This is a genomic window from Streptomyces sp. NPDC006544, assembly GCF_040611715.1.
In the GTDB taxonomy this organism is placed as follows: Bacteria; Actinomycetota; Actinomycetes; order Streptomycetales; family Streptomycetaceae; genus Streptomyces.
In genome coordinates this window covers 52,401-69,514 of record NZ_JBEXOV010000036.1, presented here as the reverse complement: position 1 = coordinate 69,514, position 17,114 = coordinate 52,401, and the positions used below count along the sequence as shown (strand labels likewise).

General features: G+C 70.9%; 16 protein-coding genes, 1 tRNA gene and 2 pseudogenes. 9 read left to right on the top strand and 10 right to left on the bottom strand.

The annotated features are described in order from the left end of the window. Nucleotides 1–187: 187 nt before the first annotated feature. Complete coding sequence (locus ABZY44_RS18725) at nt 188–925, bottom strand: GPP34 family phosphoprotein (RefSeq protein ID WP_356655092.1); 738 nt, start codon at nt 923–925, stop codon at nt 188–190. A gap of 163 nt (nt 926–1,088) precedes the next feature. On the opposite strand from ABZY44_RS18725, the gene ABZY44_RS18720 reads away from it, so the two are divergent. The 3 genes from ABZY44_RS18720 (at nt 1,089) to ABZY44_RS18710 (ending at nt 6,382) form a co-directional block, all read left to right on the top strand. Then, on the top strand, nt 1,089–3,839 hold the full coding sequence (locus tag ABZY44_RS18720; protein ID WP_356655090.1) for a hypothetical protein: 2,751 nt from the start codon (nt 1,089–1,091) through the stop codon (nt 3,837–3,839). 404 nt (nt 3,840–4,243) lie between these two features. Next, nucleotides 4,244–6,043, top strand: coding sequence for an MFS transporter (locus tag ABZY44_RS18715; protein ID WP_356655096.1), 1,800 nt, complete (start codon nt 4,244–4,246; stop codon nt 6,041–6,043). Between the two features lie 132 nt (nt 6,044–6,175). Then, entirely contained in the window at nt 6,176–6,382 is a 207-nt protein-coding gene (locus tag ABZY44_RS18710) for a hypothetical protein (RefSeq protein ID WP_356655088.1), read from the top strand. A 242-nt stretch (nt 6,383–6,624) separates the two neighbouring features. On the opposite strand, the gene ABZY44_RS18705 is transcribed toward ABZY44_RS18710, so the two are convergent. After that, nucleotides 6,625–7,419, bottom strand: a complete 795-nt coding sequence (locus ABZY44_RS18705) for a response regulator transcription factor (protein ID WP_356655086.1) — start codon at nt 7,417–7,419, stop codon at nt 6,625–6,627. A gap of 14 nt (nt 7,420–7,433) precedes the next feature. Then, the gene (locus ABZY44_RS18700; RefSeq protein ID WP_356655084.1) at nt 7,434–8,624 is read right to left on the bottom strand and encodes a histidine kinase; all 1,191 of its coding nucleotides are present in this window, start codon (nt 8,622–8,624) and stop codon (nt 7,434–7,436) included. 351 nt (nt 8,625–8,975) lie between these two features. On the opposite strand from ABZY44_RS18700, the gene ABZY44_RS18695 reads away from it, so the two are divergent. Next, on the top strand, nt 8,976–9,896 hold the full coding sequence (locus tag ABZY44_RS18695; protein ID WP_356655082.1) for an ABC transporter ATP-binding protein: 921 nt from the start codon (nt 8,976–8,978) through the stop codon (nt 9,894–9,896). Further along, the gene (locus ABZY44_RS18690) at nt 9,893–10,831 is read left to right on the top strand and encodes an ABC transporter permease subunit (RefSeq protein WP_356655078.1); all 939 of its coding nucleotides are present in this window, start codon (nt 9,893–9,895) and stop codon (nt 10,829–10,831) included. Before ABZY44_RS18695 ends, ABZY44_RS18690 begins: the two co-directional genes overlap by 4 nt. Nucleotides 10,832–10,968: 137 nt before the next feature. On the opposite strand, the gene ABZY44_RS18685 is transcribed toward ABZY44_RS18690, so the two are convergent. Further along, nucleotides 10,969–11,682 carry a sigma-70 family RNA polymerase sigma factor gene (locus ABZY44_RS18685; protein WP_356655076.1) on the bottom strand — a complete coding sequence of 238 codons (714 nt, stop codon included), beginning with the start codon at nt 11,680–11,682 and terminating at the stop codon, nt 10,969–10,971. On the opposite strand from ABZY44_RS18685, the gene ABZY44_RS18680 reads away from it, so the two are divergent. Further along, entirely contained in the window at nt 11,681–12,511 is an 831-nt protein-coding gene (locus ABZY44_RS18680; protein ID WP_356655074.1) for an alpha/beta hydrolase, read from the top strand. The genes ABZY44_RS18685 and ABZY44_RS18680 overlap by 2 nt on opposite strands. A gap of 253 nt (nt 12,512–12,764) precedes the next feature. On the opposite strand, the gene ABZY44_RS18675 is transcribed toward ABZY44_RS18680, so the two are convergent. From ABZY44_RS18675 to ABZY44_RS18660, 4 genes and pseudogenes are all read right to left on the bottom strand, one after another. Further along, the gene (locus tag ABZY44_RS18675; protein WP_356655072.1) at nt 12,765–13,055 is read right to left on the bottom strand and encodes a hypothetical protein; all 291 of its coding nucleotides are present in this window, start codon (nt 13,053–13,055) and stop codon (nt 12,765–12,767) included. Between the two features lie 67 nt (nt 13,056–13,122). Further along, entirely contained in the window at nt 13,123–13,443 is a 321-nt protein-coding gene (locus ABZY44_RS18670; protein WP_356655070.1) for a hypothetical protein, read from the bottom strand. A 34-nt stretch (nt 13,444–13,477) separates the two neighbouring features. Further along, a pseudogene (locus tag ABZY44_RS18665) lies at nt 13,478–13,534 on the bottom strand (hypothetical protein); the annotation flags it as partial. 15 nt (nt 13,535–13,549) lie between these two features. Continuing rightward, nucleotides 13,550–13,792, bottom strand: a complete 243-nt coding sequence (locus ABZY44_RS18660; protein ID WP_356655068.1) for a hypothetical protein — start codon at nt 13,790–13,792, stop codon at nt 13,550–13,552. Nucleotides 13,793–14,774: 982 nt separating this feature from the next. On the opposite strand from ABZY44_RS18660, the gene ABZY44_RS18655 reads away from it, so the two are divergent. From ABZY44_RS18655 to ABZY44_RS18645, 3 genes and pseudogenes are all read left to right on the top strand, one after another. Next, nucleotides 14,775–14,975 (top strand): type II toxin-antitoxin system VapB family antitoxin, encoded by a 201-nt coding sequence (locus tag ABZY44_RS18655; RefSeq protein WP_356655066.1) that lies wholly within the window; start codon nt 14,775–14,777, stop codon nt 14,973–14,975. Nucleotides 14,976–15,004: 29 nt separating this feature from the next. Next, nucleotides 15,005–15,391 (top strand): PIN domain nuclease, encoded by a 387-nt coding sequence (locus ABZY44_RS18650; protein ID WP_356655064.1) that lies wholly within the window; start codon nt 15,005–15,007, stop codon nt 15,389–15,391. Between the two features lie 539 nt (nt 15,392–15,930). Further along, nucleotides 15,931–16,017 (top strand): annotated as a pseudogene (locus ABZY44_RS18645) (integrase); the annotation flags it as partial. 71 nt (nt 16,018–16,088) lie between these two features. Here ABZY44_RS18645 and ABZY44_RS18640 read toward each other — a convergent pair. Then, nucleotides 16,089–16,161, bottom strand: a tRNA-Arg gene (locus ABZY44_RS18640). 343 nt (nt 16,162–16,504) lie between these two features. Continuing rightward, nucleotides 16,505–17,005 carry a hypothetical protein gene (locus tag ABZY44_RS18635; protein WP_356655062.1) on the bottom strand — a complete coding sequence of 167 codons (501 nt, stop codon included), beginning with the start codon at nt 17,003–17,005 and terminating at the stop codon, nt 16,505–16,507. Nucleotides 17,006–17,114: the final 109 nt, after the last annotated feature.

Below are 17,114 nucleotides of genomic sequence, written 5' to 3'. Positions count from 1 at the left end.
GCCCTCGGAGTCGCCCTCGGCTATCTCGCGAGCGGCGACACCGTCCGCCCCGTCATGGCCGGTGGGCCGGCCCCGCCACCCCGCGCGTCGACGGTTTCCGGACCGGGTCCTGGGACACCGGTCACGGTGGTGGCATTACGCGTGCTGCGGTGCTGCGGTGCTGCGGTGCTGTGTGTCCGCCGGTGGATCAGTGCGCGGCCGCGCGGGCCATCGCACCCGTCCGGCGCGGCTGCAGCGGAACGGCTGCCGTCGCGGTCCGGGCGGCCGGCTGGGCCGGTGCTCGGTCACGGCGTGGCTGTGCCGCCACACCGTTCTGGACGTCCATGACGGCGTGTGCCACCAGACCGCCCATCGGGTCGTGCCGGATCAGATCCCGCAGCCGGGATCGTGACGACCGCCCCTCGTTGCCGGGGTACAGGTGCTTGCCGAGTCCGACCGCGTGGGCCAGTGCGGCAAGCGCCGCGGTCCGCGGGTCCGGCGGTACACCGGTGCGGATCGCACTGTCCAGCCGGGCACGGATCTCCCGGCTGATCGCCGTGTCGGTCGCTTGGTAGCGAGTCGTCGGCAACACCCCGCACATCTGGCCCGCGACGGCACTGACCATGCCGCAGCGCTCCAAGTGAGCGAGGTACACCTGGCGGAGCCCCAGTCGGGGCCCGCCGATCCAGTGGACCGCCCGGACCGGGCTGCCACGCCTGCGCAGCAGCTCCAGTGCGGAGTCCAGAGTTGGATCTCCTGTCGGCCGTGGCATCACCACGGCGATACGATCCCCATCAGGGGCTATCCGTCCTGCCAGAGCCAGCTCCACTAGCTGTGCCCCGGCCAGGCCGAGGTCGAGCGTCTGCGGCTGCGCCGTGGTGCCCGTGGTCGGGTCCAAGGCGAGCAACAGAAGCTCCTCCGGAATCGTTCTGCGGCTCCTGCCCATCCATGCCTCCCCGCGTGGATGAGTGACAGGGTGACGCCTCTCACATTCATCTGTCGAGAGCGCCTGACCGCTTTGCGGGGGAACCATCAGCTATGTCGTTCTCGTCTAGCACGGGGGCGATGCCCCCGAGACGGGACACTGTTAGACATTCGGACAGCCGGACGTGGTGGCGATCGAGGAGGAACTGGTGGCGGGCGAGTCCCCCGACAAGTCGGTTGATGAAGGAACGTCGGGGGCGACGGAGTCCTCGGAGGGGCGCGACCCGAGGGCGGCGGTGTTCCGGCCGCGTGATCCCGAAGACGGCTCCGGAGGGTCCTCCGGTTCCGCGGCGCGCGACCGCGATCCGCTGAGGGAGGCGGTCGCGGCCTGGGTCGCCTCCGCGGACCCCTCCGAGAGCGAGCCGGACGAGGCCGCCCCGGGCGGGAAGACCGAGCTCTTCGAGGCCCTGCCCGCGCCCGAGGACGCGGATGCGTTGGATGCCGCCGGGAGTCCTGACGGGGAGGACGGCGGCAGCGCGGACGGCGGCAGCGCGGCTGCCGAGCCCGAGGCCACGGCGGACGCCACGGCCGACGGCGAGGCCGACGCCAGGGCCGACGGCGAGGCCGCTGCTGACGCGGGAGCCGGCGCCGGTAGCGGCGGTCCCAAGGGCCGTTCCGGTGCCTCCGCCGAGCCTTCGGCCGGTCCGGCCGCCGAGCCGACCTCCCGGTCGGCTGCCGAGTCCGGGGAGTCCGGCGAGTCCACCGAGTCCACCGAGTCCGCCGTCAGCGACCGTACGGCCGTGTTCCGCGTTCCGAAGCTTCCGGCCGACGCCACCGACGAGCCTGCCGACACTGGTTCCGCTTCGGCCTCCGCCCGCGCCTCCGGGACTGCCTCCGCCGCAGGGCCGGACGTCCCGGAAAAGGGTTCCGGTTCTGCGCCGGCGGACACCTCCGGCACTGCGGACGCGCCCGCCGCGGGATCCGCAGCCGCCTCCGCCGTGAGCGAGCGCACGACCGCGTTCCGGGCCGTGAAGCCCGCCACTCCCGCCTCCCCGGCAGCCCCTGCCGAGTCGTCCGCGTCCGCCGACAGTGAGCGTACGGCCGTGTTCCGCGCGGTGAAGCCCGGCTCCGCCCAGGGTTCCGCTTCGGCTGATGCGCCCGTGGACAGTGAGCGCACCGCCGTGTTCCGTGCGGTGAAGCCTCCGGTTCCGGTCGAGCCGGTCAAGCCCGTCGATTCGGCCGAGCCGGCCAAGCCGGCCAAGGCCGCCGAGTCGTCGACGACCGCCGAGCCCGCCGCGCCTGCCGAGCCCGTCGACAGTGAGCGCACGGCGGTGTTCCGTGCGGTGAAGCCCGGAGCGACCCCGCCCGGCGCCTCCAAGGAGGGCCAGGCGCCGCCCGGTGCCGTCGGCGGTGAGCGCGCGAGCACCTTCGTGCCGCTGCGGACCGATGACGCGTCCGCCCGTCCCGCCGCCGGCCTGCTGACCGGGACGGAGGCCGCGCCCGGGACCGGCGCCGGTGCCCCGAAGTCCACCCCGGCCTCCGTGCCGGCTCCGGCTCCGGCTCCGAAGCCCACCCCGGCGTCGAAGCCCCCGCGGCCCACCCCGGCCTCGATGCAGTCGCCCGAGCGGACCACGCAGCAGCCGCTGCCGCCCAAGCCGCCGCTCGACATGCTCGCGGACCTCACCAACAACCCGCCCCCGCCGCCGAGCCCGATGCGCACCGCGGTGCGCCGGTTCAAGATCTACGCGCCGGTCGTCGTGCTCCTGGCCGTCGTCCTCGCCGTCGTGCAGCTGGTGCGACCGTTGCCCGAGCCGGTGCTGAAGATGACCGCGAAGGGCTCGTACGCCTTCGACGGAGCGGCCCCGACCCTGCCGTGGCCCAAGGAGGGCCAGGCCTTCATGGCCGCGGCCGGCCTCGGCCCGGTCGGCACCTTCGGGGAGCAGAAGCCGGTGGCGATCGGCAGTGTCGCGAAGGCGATGACGGCGTACGTCATCCTCAAGGACTTCCCCCTCAAGAAGGGGGAAAAGGGTCCGATGATCCCGATCGACAAGACCGCGGTCGAGGACGGCAAGAAGGAGACCGAGGGCGAGTCCACCGTCAGCACGCTGAAGGAGGGCGAAAAGATCTCCGAGTACGACGCCCTCGCGGCGATCATGATCCCGTCCGCGAACAACGTGGCGCGGCTGCTCGCGCGCTGGGACGCCGCCGGCGCCGGTCAGGAGGCGTTCGTCAAGAAGATGAACGACGCCGCCAAGGACCTCGGCATGACCAACACCACGTACACGGACCCCTCTGGCCTGGACGCGACGACGGTCAGCACCGCCGAGGACCAGGTCAAGCTCGGCCTCAAGATCGTCGAGATGCCCGAGCTGATCGCCATCACCAAGCTGCCGAGCTGGACCGACCCCTCCGGCAAGCCGTGGCGGAACTACAACACCCTCATTCCGTTCAACGGCTCGGTGGGCATCAAGACCGGTTCCACCACCAAGGCCGGCGGCAACCTGCTCTTCGCCGCCGAGAAGAAGGTCGGCCAGACCAACCAGCTGATCGTCGGCGCGGTGCTCGGCCAGCACGGCGTGCCCATCCTCGACACGGCGATCTCGGCGAGCAAGGACGTCATGCTCGCCACGCAGAAGATGCTGACGGCCGCGACCGTGGTCAAGAAGGGCGAGGTCGTCGGCTACGTGGACGACGGACTCGGCGGCCGCGTCCCGGTGGTGGCCACGGCCGACGTGGAAGCGGTCGGCTGGCCGACGCTGACCGTCGCCGTCAAGCTGGGTGACGGTGCGGCGAAGATGCCGCAGACGGCGAAGGCGGGCTCGGAGATCGGTGTGCTGACCGTCGGCGAGGGTGCCAGCCAGGTGAAGGTGCCGGTGGCCCTGCAGAGCGACCTGGCGGCCCCCGGCATCGCCGAGAAGCTGACGCGCGTCGGCTGACGGCTCCGCCGTCGGGTGTGAGCGTGGGAGGACGGTCCGGCGCCCCGGGACAACCCCGGGGCGCCGGCCCGCGTCTTCGGGGACTGAAGGGCTGACCGAACAGCGGGCCGCGGAGCGGGCCGAGGAGCGGGCCGAGGAACGGACGACCGGAGACTCATCGTGCTGGGGAGTGCGGCGGCGTGACCATTGCTGAGCGGCAGGGGCCCGGGCAGGGCCAGGGCCAGGAGCACAGGCATGGGCAGAAGCCGGAGCCGGAGCCGGAGTCGAGTCCGTTGACGGAGCTGACGGAGCTGACGGTGCCGGCAGAGCTGACGGAGCCGGCGGAGCCGACGACCGGGCCGGCCGGTCCGGTCCGGCGTGCCCTCGGCTGGGCGCGGCGGCATCCCGTCGCCGTGGCCACCGCGGTGGCCGCGCTGCTGCACGTGGTCTGGTTCTTCGCCGTCGCCAACAGCGGCGGCGATCTGGCCGCGCAGGACGCCTGGGCCGAGTTCGTGGGGCGCCATCCCGACTCGGCGTACAACCTCGCCTGGTACGGCGGCATGCACCCGGTCTCGTACAGCGTCGTCTCGCCGTACGTGATGCACGTGCTCGGCGTCCGCACCACGATGATGATCGCCGGGACGGTCTCGGCCGGGCTGCTGGCGATGATCCTGACCCGCTGCCGCGGAGCCGTGCGCGAGCCGCTGTGGCCCGCGCTGGCCGGGGTGTACGGGCTGCTCTGCAACGCGCTGTCGGGCCGCGTGACCTTCGGGCTCGGCGTGATGTTCGCGCTCGGGGCCGTCGCGGCGGTCTTCTGCTGGCCCCGCAAATGGGCCGAGCGGCGCTGGGCGAAGGCCGCCGTGGCCGCCCCGCTCGCGGGCATCGCCACCGCCTCCAGCCCGGTCGCCGGGCTCTTCCTCGGGGTGATCGCGGCCGCGCTGTTCCTGAACGGGCGGCGCCCGGGCGCGTACGCGCTGGGGCTGGCCCCGGCGGCGGTGGTCGGGCTGTCGTCGTGGCTGTTCCCGTTCTCCGGGACGCAGCCGATGAAGCTGCTCTCGGCGGCGCTGCCGTTCGCGTGCGCGCTGGCCGCGCTGTTCCTCGTACCGAAGGGCTGGAAGACGGTCCGGACCGCGTCCGCGATCTATGCGGTCGGCGTGGCGCTGACCTGGGCGATCGACTCGCAGGTCGGCTCGAACGTGACCAGGCTGGCGATGCTGTTCGGCGGGGCGGCGCTGCTCGCGGCCCTCCCGTACGCATCCCCCGGCCACGACCTGCCCGGTACGCCGTCCGGGGGGAGCGGCGCTCCGTCCCGGGGGCTGCGGGGGCGCACGCGCCGGTGGTACGGGCTGGTGCTCGCCCTGGCCGGGGTGACCGCCTGGATCACCGCCAACAGCATCACCGACATCGTCCGCACCACCCCGCTGGCCTCCTGGAGCCGGGAGCTCGCCCCGCTGGTGGACCAGCTCCAGAAGGCGGGCGCCGACCGGGGACGCGTCGAGGTGGTCCCGGCCAGCAGCCACCGCGAGTCCTCGGCCTTCCCCGCGTACGTGAACCTCGCGCGCGGCTGGAACCGTCAGGCCGACCTGGAGCGCAACCCGCTCTTCTACGACGACACCCTGACGGCCGGCACCTACCGCGACTGGCTGGAGCGCTGGGCCGTGCACTACGTCGTGCTGCCGGCGGACAAACCCGACGAGGGCGGGCGCGACGAGGCGAAGCTCGTGCGCGAGGGGCTCCCGTACCTCCAGCAGGTGTGGGGCGACGCGAACTGGCAGCTCTTCAAGGTCGTGGACCCCTCGGACCTGGTCGCCGGACCGGCGACGGTCGTGCGGGCGAGCGCCGACCAGCTGGTCATCGACGTGAAGCACGCCGGGCGGGTGCTGGTACGCGTTCCGCACTCGCCGTGGCTCGGGCTGGTGGACGCCGCGGGCAAGCCCGTGGAGCCGCCGCAGGAGACGGCGGCGTCCAAGGAGGCGGCGAAGGAGACGCCGAAACCGGGCGAGAGCTCCGTACCGAAGCCGAAGCAGTACGCGAACACGGCCGGGTGCCTGTTCAAGGCGGCCCCGGACGCCACCGGGGACGTGTGGACGGAGCTGCTGGCACCGGCCCCGGGGGAATACCGGGTGGCGGCTAAGTACCAGCTGCCCCGGGGGACGCCGTGCCCGGAGGAGCTGATCTACGGCGCCCTGAGCCCGGCGGAGCGGTCGGCTCCGCCGCGCCCGTGAGTGCACGCGGCCGGGCGCGCACCAGGCCGATGAAATTCTTTACGTCCGGTCCGGGTGCGTTGGTCCGCATATCTGCATACGATCCCAGTAGTCCGATCGGGTGTCCCGAGTCTTGAGGGAGTTGACGGCGGGATGAGCAAAGAGCAGAAGCATGACTTCCAGGCGGCTGTGGCGAAGGCCTTGGAAGGGACCCACATGCCACGCACGGCCCAGTCGCACGGCTTCGACGGTCCGCTGCGGACCAAGGTCAAGGGCGGAGCGCACACGAAGGCGGAGCTCAAGCGGGCCGGGACCCCGCAGGGTGACCGCATCGGCGAGCGCAGCAGGGGCCTGAGCTGAGGTCCGGGGCCCGTCCCCGGCCGTTCCCCCGTACGTGAAGCAGCCCTCCCGGTTCCCGGCCGGGAGGGCTTTCGCGCGCCCGCGCCGGCGCGGCGATCACCAGAGCCGGTCGCACCGATGGTGACCTCGCCCCGTGCGTCCAGCCGCTGCACGGGCAGCCTCTGGCCGACCTTCCAGCCGTTCGCCCCGGCCCTGAAGTCCGCCACGGCGCTCTACGAAACCCGCCCGGGCCTCGTCCCGGCTCAGCCGGACAGGGTGACGAGTCCTGCCTCGTAGGCGGTGATCACGAGCTGGACCCGGTCGCGGGCGCCCAGTTTGGCGAGCAGCCGCGACACGTGCGACTTGGCCGTGGCCACCGTGATGAACAGGTCCTCCGCGATCTCGGTGTTCGACAGGCCGCGCCCGATGAGGGTCAGTACTTCCCGTTCCCGCTCGGTGATCCCGTCGACGTGACTCGGCGAGCGCCCCGCGCCGGTGCGGGGAGGGGTCCCGGGATGCGCCCGGGGGTGTGCGGGGGCGTGCGACGGGGGGCGCCCGACGAATTCCGCGATCAGGCGGCGCGTGACCCCGGGCGCGATCAGCGCGTCACCGGAGGCGACCACGCGGATCGCCGCGAGGATGTCGCTCAGCGCCATGTCCTTGACCACGAAGCCGCTCGCTCCGGCCCGCAGCGCACCGTAGACGTGGTCGTCCTCGTCGAAGGTGGTCAGCATGAGGACGCGGGCCGCCGTCGGGCCGGCGGTGATCTGGCGAGTGGCCTCGATCCCGTCCATGCCGGGCATCCGGATGTCCATCACGACGACGTCGGGGCACGTCTCCCCGACCAGCCGGACCGCTTCGGCGCCGCTGGCGGCTTCGCCGACGACCTCCAGGTCGGGTTGGTCCGCCATGATCATGCGCAGGCCGGAGCGCACCAGCGGCTGGTCGTCGACGAGTACGACCCGTACGGCGGGTGCGACCCGTTCGGCGGGTGCGGCGGGTGCGACCCGTTCGGTGGGTGCGGCGGGCGCGGCGGGTGCGGCGGCTACCACGGGCACGGCGGGACCGTCGGTCATCGTGCCGCCGCCGCCGTGGCTGCGGCGGGCGCGGGAAGCGGCAGCCGGGCCGCCACCCGGAAGCCGCCCTCGGGGCGCGGCCCGGCGCTGAGATCCCCGGACAGCAGGGCGACCCGCTCCCGCATGCCCACGAGGCCGAAGCCGTGGGCCGGGCCGTGGGCCGGCCCGCTTCCGGCAGTGCCCCGTCCGTCGTCGACGATCTCCACGGACAGCTCCTCGTCCCCGTAGCCGATGAGCACCCGGCAACGTCCGGTGCCCGCGTGGCGGACCACGTTGGTCAGCGCCTCCTGAACGATACGGAAGGCGGACAGGCCGATCTCTGCCGGCAGGGCGCGCTCCTGCCCGCTGCGCCGCACGTCCACGCGCACCCCCGCGTCGCCCGTGGCCGCCGCCAGCCGGTCGATGTCCTCCAGGCCCGGCGAGGGCGCGAGCGCCGTCCCCCGGGGATCCGCCGCGTCCGGGTCGGCCTGACGGAGCGCCACCAGTGTGCGCCGGAGGCCCGACAGGGTTTCCCGGCTGGTGGCCTCGATCGCCCGCAGCGCCTCGGCGGCGTCCGCGGGCCGGGTGACGATGACCTGGCTCGCCGCTCCGGCCTGGATGGCGATGATGCCGATGCTGTGGGCGACCATGTCGTGCAACTCCCGCGCGATCCGCAGCCGTTCTGCAACCACGGCCTCGGCCACCTCCTGCGAGCGCAGTGCCACCGCGTGCTCGCGGCGCTCGCGGCCCAGCAGTCCGACCGTGCCGGCCGCGGCCATCGCAAGGAGGGCGATCACGAGGTTCACGGTCAGGTTGTCCCCGTGGGCGAAGCAGCCGACCACCAGGAGCTGTACGAGGAGGGACGCGGACGCGGCGACGACCGAGGCCCGCCGTGTACGGGTGGCGACGACGAAGCCGAGGACGAGGTCCGCGGCCACGTACGCGAGGAACTGGCCCTGGTACGACACCGCCAGGCCGGTGTCGGCGGAACTCGGCATTCCCACCACGACGGCGGTGGACCCGAAGAGCGCCAGGGCCAGGGCCAGGAGCGGGCTCCGCCGCACCATCCCGACGAGCAGGCACGCGGCCAGCAACGCCCCGACACCGTGGACCGTGCCCGATGCCCGCGGCGCACCTCCTACGAGCAGACCCACCGCGAGGAGGTAGAGGACACCCCCCGCCCGGGCCGTGGCCTTCGTCCCCGTCATCGGCGGTGCGCCCGCTCGGGCAGCGCGCCGCGCCGCGCAGCGCGCGCGGGAGGGAGGGCGGTCGGGAAGGCGGCCGGGAGCGCGGTCGGCCCGACGGTCGGGAGGGCGGTCGACGGCGCTGCAGGTGGCGGAGTCGGTAGGGCAGTTGGTGGCACAGTCGGCGAGGCAGTCGGCGAGGCAGTTGGTGGCACAGTCGGTGGGGCAGTCGGTGGGGCGTCCATCCCGCGAGACTAGCCAGCCGCCGACCCCGGAGCATCCGCCCGGGGACGTACGCCCGCGGGCGAAGGCGGCCGCGTGACTGCCGTCCAGGGCCCCATGACCGGACGGCCCCCTCCCGGCAGGGTTGTTCCCGTGATCGAAGTCAACGAACTCACCAAGCGCTACGGCGCCAAGACCGCCGTCGACCACCTGTCCTTCACCGTGCGGCCGGGCCAGGTCACCGGATTCCTCGGCCCCAACGGAGCCGGCAAGACCACCACCCTGCGGATGATCCTCGGCCTGGACGCGCCCACCGCCGGCACCGCCACCGTCAGCGGCGTCCCTTTCCGCAGCCACGCCCGTGGGCTGCGGCACGTCGGCGCCCTCCTCGACGCCAACCAGGTCCACGGCGGCCGTACCGCCACGGCCCACCTGTCCGCCCTGGCCCACAGCAACGGCATCTCCCCGCGCCGGGTGAAAGAGGTGCTGCACGAGGTGGGACTGGCCGATGCCGCGAACCGCCGCATCGGCGGGTTCTCGCTCGGCATGAAGCAGCGCCTCGGGATCGCCACCGCGCTGCTCGGCGACCCGCCGGTGCTGATGTTCGACGAGCCCGTCAACGGCATGGACCCGGAAGGCGTGCTCTGGATGCGCCGCCTCTTCCGGCGCCTCGCGGCCGAGGGCCGCACGGTCTTCCTCTCCAGCCACCTGATGTCCGAGATGGAGAACACCGCCGACCAGCTCGTCGTCATCGGCCGGGGCCGGCTCATCGCAGCGGAGTCGGCAGGGGCCTTCGCGGCCCGCGGCACTCGCGCCGGCATCGTGGTGAGCACACCGCAGGCCGCCGAGCTGGCCGTCGTACTGACCGCCGCGGGCGCGGTGGTCGAGCCGGAGGGCTCGCCGGGGGTGGAGAAGCTTGCCGTGACCGGCTTGTCGGCGGACCGGACCGGAGCGCTCGCCTTCGAGCACCGGATCCGGCTGAACGAACTGACCGCCCGTACCGCCTCACTGGAGGAGGCCTTCATGCAACTGACCGCCGACAGCATCGAATACCTGGCAGGACAACCCCGATGACCCCACACGCCTCGGCCGCTGAGACCCCTACGACCGCCCTGGCCCCGGCCCAGTCCGCGGCCCAGTCTCCGGCCCAGTCCCCGGACCTGGCCCCGGGTGCCGCTTTTGCCGCGTCCGCCGTCGCTGGGCCACCGCCGCCCGCACGGTTCCGCCACCTGCTCGTCTCCGAGTGGATCAAGACGAGGTCCCTGCGCTCCACCCCGTGGACGCTCGCCCTCGCCGCACTGTTCGTCATCGGGTGCTCGGCCGTGGCCGCGCTGGCGGACCGCGAGAACCTGCGGGCCAAGGCCCCGGACGCGGCGCCGGTCCGCGAGTTCCTGTGCTTCGACGCGTATCCGGTGGCCGGCTACATGACCCTGATGCTCGTCGCCGGCAGCATGGGCGTGGTCTCGATCGTCGGCGAGTACAGCAGCGGCATGATCCGTACCACCACCGTGGCCGTACCCGCCCGCCACTCGGTGGTCCTGGCCAAGGCGGCCGTCGTCGCGGCGCTCTGGACGGTCGTCGGCGCGGTCATCTCCACCGGCTCCTTCCTGGTCTCCCAGGCCGTCCTGGACGGGGTGCACGCCGGAGTCCCGATCACCCACCCCGGTGTGGCCCGGGCCGTGGCGGCGTCCACGCTGCTGGCACCGGTCTGCGCACTGGTCGGGCTGGGGCTCGGCGTGCTGATCCGGCACACCGCGGCCGCCCTGGTCGCCACCCTCTTCACCCTGGTGATGCTGCCGACGCTCTTCTCGCAGTCCCAGCAGTGGTCCGCCGACGTCAACCACATGATGGTGGCCGGCGCCTGGAAGCGACTGGTCCAGTCCTGGGCGGACCTCCCCGGCAGCCCCGTCCACGACGCCACGGTCTCGGGCTCCTGGGCCGTGTACGGACTCTGGCCGCCGGTGGTCATCGCACTCGCGCTGTTCTTCGTACGGCGCCGCGACGTGTGAACGCGGCTCTGGCGACGTGTGAACGCGGCTCCGGGGCGGACGGGGGTCGCTCCGGGGCGGCAGGGGCGGCAGGGCGTGGGAGACGTGAGGGCATGACGTGCGTGCCTCCGGCCCGCGCCCCGGAGGCACGGGCCGGCTCAGGGGTGGTGCCGCAGCCGGTCGAGCTGGATCCGGCGGGCGAGGGCGCGGCGCACGGATGCGGCTGCGGGTGCGGCTGCGGGTGCGGCTGCGGTGCCGGGTGCGGTGCCGGTGCCGACCGGTACGTCGAGGCCGCGGCTGATCTCGTCGTACGCGGCCCGGTGGCCGCCGGGCAGCTCCGCCCGGTGCAGCCTCAGATCCTCCTCGACGAGACGCCGGAGCGCGTCGACGTTCTGGGGCGTGAAGCGCTTCTTCCCCCGGCCGAGGGCGTCGACGTAGCGGGCGCAGCGAGCGGTTTCGCGGAAGGTCTCGGAGATCTGCTCGGCGAGACCCCACAGGCGCCCTTCGAGCCACGGGGCGTCGTACTGGTCGAGGGCGAGGCCCATGGCCGGCGACGGGCCGTCGGCCCGGTACTTCACCACCTGCTTGGACACGGCGGGCTGGCTCATGTCGGTGAGCCGCGCGATGCGGTCCTGCGTCCAGCCGAAGCCCACGAACACCTTGATCATCTCGGTGCGCAGCCTGCGCATCTCCTCGCCCGCACGGATGACCTCGTTCATCTCGGCGAGAATCCGCTCGGCCTGGGTCTCGGTCAGCGTCTCGGGGATCCGGTGCGTGCTCTCTTCGCCTGCCACCCCCTTGTTATACATCAGCGGCCCCTTCTCCATAACCCGGTTGTACAACCAGGTTATGGATGCCAGGATGCGCGTCATGCCAACCTTCTCCGCGCCCGACGGAACCCTGCTCGCGTACCGCGTGACCGGTGACGGTGACCCCGTCATCTGCGTCCCGGGAGGCCCTGCGGACTCCGCCTACCTGGGCGATCTCGGCAGCCTGTCCGCCCACCGCCGACTGATCGTTCCGGACCTTCGGGGCACCGGCCGGTCCGCGGTCCCCGAGGACACCGCCTCCTACCGCTGCGACCGCCTGGTCGAGGACGTCGAGGCGCTGCGCGAACACCTCGGACTTCCCAGGGTGGACCTGCTCGCCCATTCCGCCGGCGCGAACATCGCGACGCAGTACGCGGCCCGTTACCCGGAGCGCGTCCACAAGCTGGCGCTCATCGGCCCCGGTGTCCGAGCCGTCGGCATCCCGATCGCCGGGGCGACGCGACGCGAGCTCGCGCGGCTCCGCGCGGACGAGCCGTGGTTCCCGGCGGCGTTCGCCGCCCTGGAGGCCATCACCGAGGGCACGGGCGGCGACTGGGAAGCCGTCGCCCCCTTCCTCTCCGGCCGGTGGGACGCCGCGGCACGCGCGCACCAGGCGGCTGCCCGGCCCGGCAACCAGGAGGCCGTCGCCCTCTTCGCGGCCGACGGCGCCTTCACCCCGGAGCCCACGCGCGCGGCCCTCGCCGCCTGCGGTGCTCCGGTCCTGCTCCTCACGGGAGAGTTCGACCTGAACAGCCCGCCCGTCGCGGTGGCCGAGTTCGCGAAGGCCTTCCGGGACGCCACGCTCGCGATCCAGCCGGGAGCGGGCCACTACCCCTGGCTCGACGACGCCACCCACTTCGTGACGACCACGGAGTCCTTCCTCGCCGCCTGACCCGGCCCGGCCCGCCCACCCGGCGCCTGGGACGGGGGCGGGCAAGGGCGTCCGTGCCAGGCGACGTTGATGTCGGGCACGATTCGAACCTGCGACACCCGCTTTAGGAGTTCGCCCGGACATTCGTCCTGCCCTGAGGTCCCACGGCCACGCCCCCTGGGGAGACGCAGACAACTACTGCTATTCGCGATCGTTGATGTCAGCCGTGGATGTCAACTCCACCCCCCAGCAGCACTACGACCGCCGGCTGCCCTCACTCCTCGTCGCACCGCTCCAGGACCAAGCTGAGGGAACCGTCCTCCAGACCGTTGCTGTCTTCGAGGTGTAGGTGACTCCCATCGGTAACACCCTCCCCGGCGAGCACCAGCAGATGGCCAGCAAGCGTCCTGAGGCCCGCAGCGTTCGCCTCGATCACGACCTCTCCTCCCAGGCCCCGCACCTCGATCCGCGCGTCCGCCTCCCAGGTGAAGACTTGCGCGACAGCATCGGTCACGTCTGTAAGCCGGGTGCTCTCAACGGGGGCCCTGCTGGAATCAGAGGTCATGGAGCCATCATGCCGCCCCGCGCACACGGCTCCGGAGGCCCGTGCGTCTCACGCGTGCTTGACCCGCTCACGCCATGCCCGCGGGACGAGTTCGAGAGGTGTCCGTGTCGGGCACGGTCTTGTCCCTGCGGGCGCCGATCCACTCCCATGAGACCTTGTCGTCCTCGTCTGTGAGGTCGATGAGAGCGATGTCGTAGACATAGTTCGTGAACGTCGTGTGGTCGCTGCCGCCCCACTGCACCAGCCGCTCGGCACGCTCGATGATCCCCAGACCGCAGAACTCGACGTGCCCCTTGACCTTGCCGTTGCGCGAGACCGCCCGGAACAGTAGCAACGGAATGGCGCCGACCCGCTCCTCGGGCGTGCCCCTGGTGCCCAGTGAAGGCATCAAGCAGGGCCGCATTGCCGTTGGTCTTCCCCGGCGCGACGGTGGTGGTGGCCTTGTGGTCGCCGAAGTAGCGGACGTGCCCGTTGTCCACGTCGAACACGTCATGTCAGGGCATCTGCTCGGTGCCGGCCTTCCAGGGACTCGACCGGATGAGAATCACCGGCCGCCGCTCCCCGTCGGGCGTCCGTACCTTCGACATGCCGTTGATCTCGGCCTCCAGCAGGGCCCGGGCTAGGTCCGGCGAGTGAGTCACATGGTGGAAGTTGGGGTATCCCTGCAACTCCTCCGGCACCGGAGCCTTGCCGGTCGCGTAGCGATACACCTGACCAACACGCAACTGACCACCCACGTATACCCCCACAGCAGCACTGGCCTGACGATCTTCGGTGACAGTAGCGGCCAGCTGACAGGCCCAGTGGTCGGCTGCTCCTCAACCGTTCCAACAGCCCTACCGCTAGAGACATTGCGGGGGGACATGGGAGCATGGCCACCGGGAGGCTGCGCGGAGGTGATCATGGGGGAAGCGGAGAGCAAAGCGGCTCTGGCAGGTGTTTACTCACAAGGAAAAGAGCCACGGCTCGTATCCGTTTCAGACACTGGATTAGATGAGGCTTGGGCGATAGGGGATGCCCTTTTCATTGTTCCCGCGATCCCTACAGGTGCACCTGCGCTGCTGGAATACGCGTTGAGAGTGCGCCGTGAAGCCACGTTCACCGGAAACTGCTCCGCCTGTGGCGCAACTGTGGGAACTCTGACTTTCGGCAGGGGAAACACGCCATTCAGTCATAGCTCCATTCCGCACCGGAACAACTGTCCGGCATTGGATGCGAATATTACCCCTCAGCTGATGCAGCATTATAGGGATAGGTCCGGGCAGACTTTGGAGCAGCAGCTGAAGAGCGCGACCAAGCAAACGCGCCTGAAGATGCAGTCCATGCCGGAGGAAAATAGAATATCTATTAAGAATGCCGGTTTCGAAAAATGGGCTTCCGAGTTCATTGATGCAAGATTGAAGGACTCGTCCGCCTGTGGCCACCTTAAGGGTGATGTGGCTCAGACGTGGAACATGTCAACGGGGGACCGATCTTGGAAGTGCGATGAGTGCTTTGCGTACTACCAGGATCTAGTCAGGAAGGGTGAAGCGTTACTCTCCTATGAGGAGGAGCACACTTGCGACCGCTGCCGCTTGTTCGCTCCCCCGCTTGAGCCCGTGATGATTCGGGTCGATAATTTCTACATCGTGGGTGGGATGTGTTCCCAGTGCTCTGCTGAGAGCCAGCAGCCAGTCAAGTCCATCCAGAGACCGCCTCGGGGAAAGAAGGGGAAGCGACGTGGGAAGAACGGTCGAAAACGTCGATGAGCCGAGCTTGGCCGAAGCGCAACGGGTCCTAGGGACATCCAGCAATCGCGACACGGTGAACGCTGCTTTGAAGGAAGTGGTGCGGCAGAAACTGGTTCAGGAATTCATCGAGATGATGAGTGAACGCGATCCGGAAGAGCTGGAGAGGCTGAGCGCCGAAGCATGGAAGTAAGTCCACAGTATCTTGTAGATAGTAGCGCCATGAACCGCATGAGGCATGTGCCCGTACAGAAGCGGTTGGGGCCAATCATTGCGGCCGGACTCGTTGCCACCTGTGCGGCACTGGATGTGGAAGCGCTCTACTCTGCACGAAATCCTGCGGAGTATGAAAAGCTTCGGGCTACGCGGGCCTCAATCTTTACGTACCTCGACACCAGTGAAGAAGACTGGAGTCAAGCGCTCGACGTGCAGCGCTCCTTGGCTGCGAAATCAATGCATCGGGGCCCCAAGATCCCCGATCTGGTTATTGCGGCCGTTGCTTTTCGGTATGAACTCACGTTGCTTCATTTCGATTCTGACTTCGACCGTATCGCAGAACTTACAGGCCAGTCGATGGAATGGGTTGTCCCGCGAGGTTCAGTCCAGTAACGAGTTAGCCGGGCGGCTTCCTGCACTGCCGACTGCCCCGCCCTAACTCCCATCCCGTCCACCGTCGACCCACACGTATGTGGAGCGGACGCCCGGCGCCGTGTCTGCTCGGCTTGCCCTGGGGGCGACGGTGGACGGGATGGGAGTTCCCCACCTCAACCCCTCCACGGCCGGCACCCGCGCACGGCGCCCCCGCCATCCCAGAGCCTGAGGCCCCCGGAGGCATTTCGGGTGAGTGATGGAATCGGCGGCCGTTGGGCTCGACTCATGTCCTTGGGCCTATCCCAGCCGTAGGGGCGGGCGTCGGCGCAGCGCGCGCGGAGCGCAGCCGGGTGCTTGATGAAGTAGGGACACTCTTACCGCGCGGGGCCTCGGGTGGTGCCGTAGTGCTCGGTGCGGAACTCGTCCAGGAGGTCGAAGAACAGCTCCATGGCGGGCGTGCCCGGCTGGTCAGCTGCCCGCTCGATCTCGACTGCCCAGCCGAGTGTGCTCGGGTACGTCATGTCGAGGCGCTTCCAGAGCCATGTGCTGAACGGGCCGTCTACACGCACGTGGTCCAGGACACCCAGCGTGAAGCGATCAGCCACATGGACCGCCTGTTCAAGAGGCGTCCGGGTCGCCCCTGAACGGTGCCGTTGATGTCAGCCGTGGATGTCAAAGGGCACCTACCGAAATCGGTAGGTGCCCTTTTCCCTTGTGCCCTCGGCAGGATTCGAACCTGCGACACCCGCTTTAGGAGAGCGGTGCTCTATCCCCTGAGCTACGAAGGCGGGGGCTTGTCGGAAGCCCTGCCGGAAATCCCTGGGGGATCGCGCGGCACCGCTCGACAAACATACTCGTCAGGTGGCGTGCACATGAGGTGGGGAGATGCCCTCGAGGACACCCTCCCGGGCACGTGCCTGGTAGCCGTCTGACCGCTGACAGCCTAGCGGATCGTGCTGGGAGCGGTCGCATGGATTGCCGTGGCGGTCGGGGCGCGGTGCGGGCGGGCCCCGACCTGGCGGTGCAGCGCGCGTGCCCGCGGGCGTGCCGTGCGGCGTGACCGGCCGCCGCACGGACTCCAGCCAGCCGACCCTCCCCGGGCGGCCCGTCGCCGTGCCCGGGGCGCGGCGGTCAGGAGGTGGCGTCCTTGCGGAACCGCTTGGCCAGGGCCGGGTCCGTTTCCCACCACAGGGACGTTCCGCTGTGTTCCTCCTCGGGGGTGTGGGGGCCCCGGGTGGCCGGGGGTGCGGCGTCGCCGACGGCGGCCCGTACTCGGAACAGCAGGCCGGGAACGGCGTAGAAGAGTGCGCCGATCAGGGCGATGGAGGCCACCACGTAGATCGGGGGGACCGAGACGCCGGCCAGGAGCGGAAGCAGGACGGCGGCCTTCAGGCCGGTGCCCTGGGCCGTGACCAGGACGTCCTGTCCCTCGGCCACCTCCACCGTCGCGGTGTTGGAGCGGGAGCGGTCCTTGCCGACGACCCGGATCGTGTGCGTGCCGACGGCCACGGGGAAGCGTGCGGTGGTCCCCTGGTCGACGCGGCCGACCGTCTCTTCGCCGACGACCACGCTGAACGTCCCTGCCCGGCCGAGACCCGGCTGTTCCGCGCGCACCACGATGGTCCCGGTCATGAGCTCCCCCGCTTTCGCTGATCACGCGATCAGCCGTCCGCATTGTTGCCCGCCCGGGGGATCTCTGAACAGCCCTTTCGCGGATGCGCGGGAGCGTCCCGTCGGCACG

Coding starts and splice junctions, on each gene's coding strand:
- ABZY44_RS18725 (WP_356655092.1), bottom strand. CDS start 925: ATGGGCAGGAGCCGCAGAACGATTCCGGAGGAGCTTCTGTTGCTCGCC.
- ABZY44_RS18710 (WP_356655088.1), top strand. CDS start 6,176: ATGAGCAAAGAGCAGAAGCATGACTTCCAGGCGGCTGTGGCGAAGGCC.
- ABZY44_RS18700 (WP_356655084.1), bottom strand. CDS start 8,624: ATGACGGGGACGAAGGCCACGGCCCGGGCGGGGGGTGTCCTCTACCTC.
- ABZY44_RS18690 (WP_356655078.1), top strand. CDS start 9,893: ATGACCCCACACGCCTCGGCCGCTGAGACCCCTACGACCGCCCTGGCC.
- ABZY44_RS18680 (WP_356655074.1), top strand. CDS start 11,681: ATGCCAACCTTCTCCGCGCCCGACGGAACCCTGCTCGCGTACCGCGTG.
- ABZY44_RS18685 (WP_356655076.1), bottom strand. CDS start 11,682: ATGACGCGCATCCTGGCATCCATAACCTGGTTGTACAACCGGGTTATG.
- ABZY44_RS18675 (WP_356655072.1), bottom strand. CDS start 13,055: ATGACCTCTGATTCCAGCAGGGCCCCCGTTGAGAGCACCCGGCTTACA.
- ABZY44_RS18670 (WP_356655070.1), bottom strand. CDS start 13,443: ATGCCTTCACTGGGCACCAGGGGCACGCCCGAGGAGCGGGTCGGCGCC.
- ABZY44_RS18650 (WP_356655064.1), top strand. CDS start 15,005: ATGAACCGCATGAGGCATGTGCCCGTACAGAAGCGGTTGGGGCCAATC.
- ABZY44_RS18635 (WP_356655062.1), bottom strand. CDS start 17,005: ATGACCGGGACCATCGTGGTGCGCGCGGAACAGCCGGGTCTCGGCCGG.